The sequence below is a fragment of the Micromonospora sp. HM5-17 genome (genome assembly GCF_003762835.1).
GTDB lineage: Bacteria > Actinomycetota > Actinomycetes > Mycobacteriales > Micromonosporaceae > Plantactinospora.
Genome location: NZ_RJWA01000015.1, coordinates 41,879 through 48,500 on the forward strand (window position 1 = coordinate 41,879; position 6,622 = coordinate 48,500).

Annotated in this window: 5 protein-coding genes; 4 read left to right on the forward strand and 1 reads right to left on the reverse strand. The window is 72.0% G+C overall.

What is annotated here, in order from left to right:
• Positions 1–12 precede the first annotated feature (12 nt).
• From thrC to paaN, 3 genes are all read left to right on the forward strand, one after another.
• Entirely contained in the window at positions 13–1,311 is a 1,299-nt protein-coding gene (gene thrC / locus EF879_RS25860; RefSeq protein ID WP_123563089.1) for a threonine synthase, read from the forward strand.
• Between the two features lie 437 nt (positions 1,312–1,748).
• Positions 1,749–2,762, forward strand: coding sequence for a GNAT family N-acetyltransferase (locus EF879_RS25865; protein ID WP_123563091.1), 1,014 nt, complete (start codon positions 1,749–1,751; stop codon positions 2,760–2,762).
• 94 nt (positions 2,763–2,856) lie between these two features.
• Positions 2,857–4,521, forward strand: a complete 1,665-nt coding sequence (gene paaN, locus EF879_RS25870; protein WP_123563093.1) for a phenylacetic acid degradation protein PaaN — start codon at positions 2,857–2,859, stop codon at positions 4,519–4,521.
• Positions 4,522–4,609: 88 nt separating this feature from the next.
• Here paaN and EF879_RS25875 read toward each other — a convergent pair whose 3' ends face one another.
• Positions 4,610–5,212 (reverse strand): GNAT family N-acetyltransferase, encoded by a 603-nt coding sequence (locus EF879_RS25875; RefSeq protein ID WP_123563095.1) that lies wholly within the window; start codon positions 5,210–5,212, stop codon positions 4,610–4,612.
• A 298-nt stretch (positions 5,213–5,510) separates the two neighbouring features.
• On the opposite strand from EF879_RS25875, the gene EF879_RS25880 reads away from it, so the two are divergent.
• Positions 5,511–5,714, forward strand: coding sequence for a cold-shock protein (locus EF879_RS25880; RefSeq protein ID WP_123563110.1), 204 nt, complete (start codon positions 5,511–5,513; stop codon positions 5,712–5,714).
• Positions 5,715–6,622: the final 908 nt, after the last annotated feature.

The following is a 6,622-nucleotide window of genomic DNA, read 5'->3' on the forward strand; positions in this document are numbered from 1 at the left end:
GACGGCCTCGCCATGACGTCGACCCACGACGCGACGACTACCCCCCGGACCACCCCCATCCCCCCCAACCCGGCCCGCGCCCTGGTCTGTCGTGGCTGTGGCGCCGAGTACCCGCTCGCCGCACAACACGCCTGCTACGAGTGTTTCGGTCCGCTGGAGGTCAGCTACGACCTGGCACTGCTGGCCCGGGTCAGTCGCGCCGACATCGAGGCCGGCCCACGAAACCTCTGGCGGTACGCCGCCCTGCTGCCGGCCGGCCAGGACCCGGCGACCCGGATCACCCTCGACCCCGGCATGACCCCGCTGGTCCCGGCCGACCGGCTCGCCGCCGAGCTGGGGATCCGGGCCCCGCTCTGGATCAAGGACGACAGCGCCAACCCCACCCACTCGTTCAAGGACCGGGTCGTCTCGGTGGCCCTGACCGCCGCCCGTGGATTCGGCTTCACCCGGTTCGCCTGCGCCTCGACCGGCAACCTGGCGAACTCGGTCGCCGCGCACGCCGCGCGGGCCGGCGTGCCGTCCATCGTCTTCATCCCCGGTGACCTGGAGCAGGGCAAGGTGGTGACCACCGCCGTCTACGGCGGCGACGTGGTCGCGATCGACGGCTCGTACGACGACGTCAACCGGCTCTGCAGCGAACTGGTCGAGACCGACGAGTTCGAGGACACCGCGTTCGTCAACGTCAACGTCCGGCCGTACTACGCCGAGGGGTCCAAGACCCTCGGCTACGAGGTCGTCGAGCAGCTTGGGTGGCGGATCCCGGAGCAGGTGGTGATCCCGATGGCCAGCGGCGAGCTGCTGACCAAGGTCGACAAGGCGTTCAGCGAGATGGTGGAGATCGGCCTGGTCGAGGCGCCGGTCAACGGCTGGAAGGTCTTCGGCGCCCAGTCCGCCGGGTGCAACCCGATCGTCGCCGCGCTCCACGCCGGCACCGACGTGATCACCCCGGTTCGGCCGACCGGCATCGCCAAGTCGCTCAACATCGGCGACCCGGCCGCCGGCCAGTACGCCCTCAAGGCGGTGCGCCGGACCGGCGGCTGGATGGATGACGCCGACGACGACGAGATCCGCGAGGGGATCCGACTGCTGGCCCGGACCACCGGGATCTTCGCCGAGACAGCCGGCGGGGTCACCGTCGCGGTGCTCAAGAAGCTGGTGGCGACCGGCCGGCTCAACCCGGAGGCCGAGACCGTCGTCTACAACACCGGTGAGGGGCTGAAGACCCTGGATGCGGTGGCAAACCAGGTCGGTCCGACGTACCGGGTGAAGCCGTCGCTGCGCGCGGTGCGCGACGCGGGGCTGCTCGGCTGACTCCGCACGAGCCGTCGGCGCGCTCGCCGGGCCCCGCCCGGACCGCGCGCCGCGGTCGATCCCGCCCTCGATCCGCCGCGGTTGCGGGTTGCAGGTGCGTCCCGATCCGGGATTGCGGCGGGTAGCTGCGGCTTTGCCGCAGGTGATGAAAACACGCCGCCGAAGGCTTGACTGCTGCAACTGCAGGACGCAAGATGCTCCGTGCGGGAGGGCGCTCCGCCGTAGACTTTCAAAGCTCTTACGACCCAACGCCGGAGGCGTTGTGCGGGCGTCCCTCCCGACCAATGTCTTCCGGCCGGTGAGGGTTATCCCGGCCGACCCGCTTCCCCCGCCGACCGGCGGCCCGCGATATCCAACGACGGTGAGCCGGTCCGGGTGACGCGTGCCGGCGGGATATTCGCTCGCGTTCCACCAGCCCCTCCGGAATCCTTGCCCGTATGGACATCGCGGTCACCGCCCTGGACCCGGCCGACGACGCGGCTGTCGAGCGGGCGTACGAGATTCAGGCCGAGGTCTGGGCAGCCGAGCAACCCGATGTGCCGTTGTGCCGACGGCGCTTCGTCGGGGGGATCCGGCACCCGATGCCCAACACCGAGCAGCGGCAGGCACTGGCGTACCTCGATGGGACCCCGGCCGGCTTCCTGCAGCTGCGGCTGCCACAGCGGCAGAACCGAGAGAACGCCAGCATCACCCTGACGGTACGTCCGGCCTGCCGTCGTCGGGGCGTGGGCCGCGCGCTCCACGAGTACATGGTCCGGCAGCTCCGGGGGCTCGGACGCAAGCGTATTCTGGCCGAGACGGTCACCAGGGACCCGGCCGGGGCGGCCGGCGGCGCGGGCGCCGCCTTCGCCGCCGCGATGGGCGCGCAGGCCGCGCTCACCGACATCCGCCGCCGGCTCGACCTGACCCGGCTCGACGAACCGGAGCTCGACCGCCTGCTCGCCGCGAGCCGGGGCCGCGCCGAGGGGTACTCGGTGGTCACCTGGCAGGGGCCGACCCCGGAGGAGTACCTCGCCGACGTGGCCTACCTGGACAGCCGGCTGGCCTCGGACGCGCCGCTCGGTGACATCACGTGGGATCCGCCGGCGCCGGACACCGAGCGGATCCGGGGCGAGGAGGCGGCCCTGGCCCGGTGGGGCACGCGCTGGTACAGCTGCGGCGCCCGGCACGACGCCACCGGCCGACTCGTCGCCCTGACCACGATCTCCCGGTCCGAGAGCCACGACTGGCACGCGTTCCAGCAGATCACCCTGGTCGAGCCCGGGCACCGCGGCCACCGGCTGGGCACGATCATCAAGATCGAGAACCTTCGGTACGTCATGGCGCACGAGCCCGGGCTGCGGGTCATCGACACCTACAACGCCAGGTCGAACAGCTACATGATCTCGATCAACGAGGCGATCGGGTTCCGGGCGGTCGCCGGCCTCACCAGCTGGCAGGCGACGCTGTAGCGCCGCCCCGGGCCAATCGTCGCTGGTCCGCGGCCGGCCGGAGACCCGGGACCGCGGGCTGGGCCGGCGGCGACGGCTGCGGCATGATGACGGGATGACGGAGACCCCGCACCCGCTCTTCACCCGGCACGCCGACACCCTGGAGCGTGCGCTGACCGCCATCGCCGACCGCGGCTACTGGTCCGCCTATCCCGAATCGCCCAGCCCTCGGGTGTACGGCGAGATTGCCGCCGCCGAGGGCGAGGCCGCCTTCCGGTCGTACCTCGCCGGGAAGTTCCCGCTCGACCAGCCCGGCACCCTGGACTGGGTCGCCACCGAGGCGAGCCCCTTCGGGATCGACCTCGGCGTACAGTACCCGCACGCGGACGCCGAGGCGCTGCTCGCCGCCGCCGCCACCGCGCTGCCCGGCTGGCGGGACGCCGGCCCGCAGACCCGCACGGGTGTCTGCCTGGAGATCCTCGCCCGGCTGCACGCCCACGTCTTCGAACTGGCCCACGCGGTGCACGCGACCACCGGCCAGGCCTTCGTGATGGCCTTCCAGGCCGGCGGCACGCACGCCCTGGACAGGGCGCTGGAGGCGCTCGCCTACGCGTACCGGGAGATGACCCGGCATCCCGCGACGGCGACCTGGGAGAAGCCGGCCAAGGGCGAGCCGCTGCGGATGACGAAGACGTTCCACGTGGTGCCGCGCGGGGTCGCGTTGACGATCGGCTGCAACACCTTCCCGACCTGGAACTCGTACCCCGGGCTCTTCGCGTCGCTGGTAACCGGGAACCCGGTGGTGGTGAAGCCGCACCCGCGCGCCGTGCTCCCGCTGGCGATCACCGTCCGGTACGCCCGCGAGGTGCTGGCCGAGGCGGGCTTCGACCCGAACCTGGTGCTGCTCGCCGCCGAGGCGCCCGGGGAGGGGCTTGCCTCGACCCTCGCGCTCCGGCCCGAGGTGCGGATCGTCGACTTCACCGGCTCCCCCGAGTACGGCGACTGGCTGGAGGCGAACGCCCGGCAGGCGGTCGTCTACACCGAGAAGGCCGGGGTCAACACGGTCATCATCGACTCGACCGACGACTTCGCCGGGATGTGCCGCAACATCGGGTTTTCGCTGGTCCTCTACAGCGGACAGATGTGCACCACGCCGCAGAACATCCTCGTTCCGGCCGGCGGCATCCAGACCGACCAGGGGCACAAGAGCGTCGACGAGGTGGTGGCGGGGATCGCCGCGGCGGTCGGCAAGCTCACCGGAGACCCGGCTCGAGCGGTCGAGCTGACCGGCGCGATCGTCAACGACGGCGTCCTGGCCCGGCTCGACGAGGCCGGCGGTGTCGGCGAGGTGGTGCTGCCGTCCCGGACGGTCACACACCCGAGTTACCCCCGAGCGGTGGTCCGGACCCCGCTGATCGTGAAGCTCGACGCGGCGGCGGTGGCGACGTACGGGCGGGAGTGGTTCGGACCGATCTCGTTCGTGGTGACGACCGACTCCACCGACCACAGCCTGGCCCTGTTCCGGCGGACGGTCGGCGAACGCGGTGCCCTGACCGCCTCGGTCTACGCCACCGACGAGGCGGTGTTGGCGGCCGCCGAGACCGCCGCGATCGAGACCGGGACGCACCTGTCCTGCAATCTCACCGGCGGGGTCTTCGTCAACCAGTCGGCGGCGTTCTCCGACTTCCACGGCAGCGGCGCCAACCCGGCGGCGAACGCCGCCCTCACCGACGGTGCGTACGTCGCCAGCCGGTTCCGGGTCGTGCAGTCGCGTCGCTGACCGGCAGTGCCCAGGCCGTCCGGAGCGACGCGGCGCTTCGGACGGCCCGCCCGACGGGTACCGCCTCGGGCGGCCGGGCGGGTGCCGCTCAGGCGGCCCGGACCATCTGTAGCTCCTGGAGGACCGGAATGGTCGGGTGCGGCACCCGAACCCCCGAGCTGACGAAGCCGAGCCGCTCGTACGCCCGGACCGCGCGGTCGTTGCCGACCACGACCTCGAGCATCAGCTCGGGCCGCCCGGCCGCCCGGGACCAGGCGGCGACCGCCTCGACCAGCGCGGCGAGCAGCCCGCTGCCCCGCCAGGCCGGGGTCAGGTAGACGGCGAAGACGACGGTGCGGTGGGGTTGCCCCGGGGCCGCCTGGCCGCCCGCGTGTCCGACGAACCGGCCGCCGACCTCGGCGACGAACGCGGCGGTTCGGGAGCCGGTCGCCATGGCCGCCGTCCGGAGGGCGTATTCGGAGTGCGGCCGGGCGGCCGCGTCGGCGAGCGTCTCCAGGAAGGCCAGTGGCGAGTCGGCGAGCATTTCCAGCCGGAGCGCACGCCAGCGGGCGGTGTCCTCGGCGCGGATTCGGCGTACCGGCGGCAGCCCGGGACGCGGCGGGCCCGAGGAGAGCGGCGGGAGCAGGCCGGTGGGGCCGCCGGCGCCCGGACCGGCGGCGGTTTCCGGGGCGGAAGCCGACACGTCGGTCATGGTCGCACGTCGCGGCCCAACGATTTTCCCGGGTTGTCGCGTCGGCGCCGGCGACGCCAGAAGGCCGATGACCTGGGCAGCGACGGGCGCCAATTGTCGATCAGAGGCTCGTGACCGTTCGGTGCCCCGTCCGCTGACCGTTTTGGACTAGTGCGCTGCTGGCCGACCTTGGTGTACGGTGCGGATTCGGCCGCTTGATTTGTTCGATCCCGCTGGGAACCAGCAGATCCGGCGGTCCCGGCAGGCGTACGTCGACGCCGGGCTTCGTCAGTCCCGGCGCGAAGTAAGGAAGTGCACCGTGGCGCAGGGCACCGTGAAGTGGTTCAACAGCGAAAAGGGCTACGGCTTCATCGCGGTCGACGGCGGGCAGGACGTCTTCGTCCACTTCTCCGCGATCCAGATGGACGGCTACAAGGCGCTTGACGACGGTCAGCGCGTCGAGTTCGAAATCGCTCAGGGGCAGAAGGGTCCGCAGGCGGAGAAGGTTCGGGTCATCGCCTGAGGTCCGGCGGGTCACCAACCCCCCGTCCTCCGGCTACGTCCGAACCGTTCCGCGGTCCCACACCCCGCTTGGTCCGTCGACCCTGACCCGCGGTTCGACCCGGGTCAGGAGTCGATGAAGCACGGACGGGCCGTCCTGGTCAACCTGAATCAGGCGGTCCGCCACGTGTCACTCATCCCGCCTCGGTGCCTGACGTCCGTATTCGGGCTCTCTCGTATCCTTCGGCCGATTTCCCACGGGCTCTGGCCACGCCGATTTCGTGCGTCGGCGTACGGCGTGCGTGGCTCGCCCGTGCCGGTTTCCCGGTTCCCCGGGCTCGTTTCCTGGTTGCCGGGGCTCGCCGCCGACCGAATCCCGCCCGGCCCTCGCCCCTCCCCCCACCCCTGACGGCCCGCGGTGCCCCGCCTCGTGGCCGCCGCCCCGCCCGCCGGTTCGTTGTCCCGACGTTGTCCCGATGCCGGTCGCCCGGCGGCCGGTGACCGCCTCCGGAGGAGGGGTGATCCGGGTGGGTCGGGTCCGCCCGACCGGGGTTTTCGGGCCTCGTCAACCACCGGGAGCGGGGGCCTCGGTCGACCCGTTCGCTTGCACTCGCCTGGGTAGAGTGCTAAACAAGTCATTGGCACTCGCGCGTCGTGAGTGCCAGAGGTCGGGGCGGTAGGGCCACGGCCGCGGGTTCGTCGTATGGGTTCGCGGCACATGGCCGGTCGTCGCGGGCTGTCCGGCCCGGCCAGCGGACGCCACCGTCGCACCGACGACGGAGCCGATCGGGCCGGTTCGACGGCCCGGTGGCCCCGTCCGCCAGTGCCGTAGTGACGTCCGAAGGTGCGTAATCAGGCGGCAGGTCGGAGTCGACAGACTCTGGCGGCCGTGAGTGTCCAGGAGGACAACGCCGTATGGCCAAGATGATC

Excerpts from the sequence above, each read along its gene's own strand:
- EF879_RS25865 (WP_123563091.1), top strand. The coding sequence starts at position 1,749 with ATGGACATCGCGGTCACCGCCCTGGACCCGGCCGACGACGCGGCTGTC.
- EF879_RS25875 (WP_123563095.1), bottom strand. The coding sequence starts at position 5,212 with ATGACCGACGTGTCGGCTTCCGCCCCGGAAACCGCCGCCGGTCCGGGC.
- thrC (WP_123563089.1), top strand. The coding sequence starts at position 13 with ATGACGTCGACCCACGACGCGACGACTACCCCCCGGACCACCCCCATC.
- paaN (WP_123563093.1), top strand. The coding sequence starts at position 2,857 with ATGACGGAGACCCCGCACCCGCTCTTCACCCGGCACGCCGACACCCTG.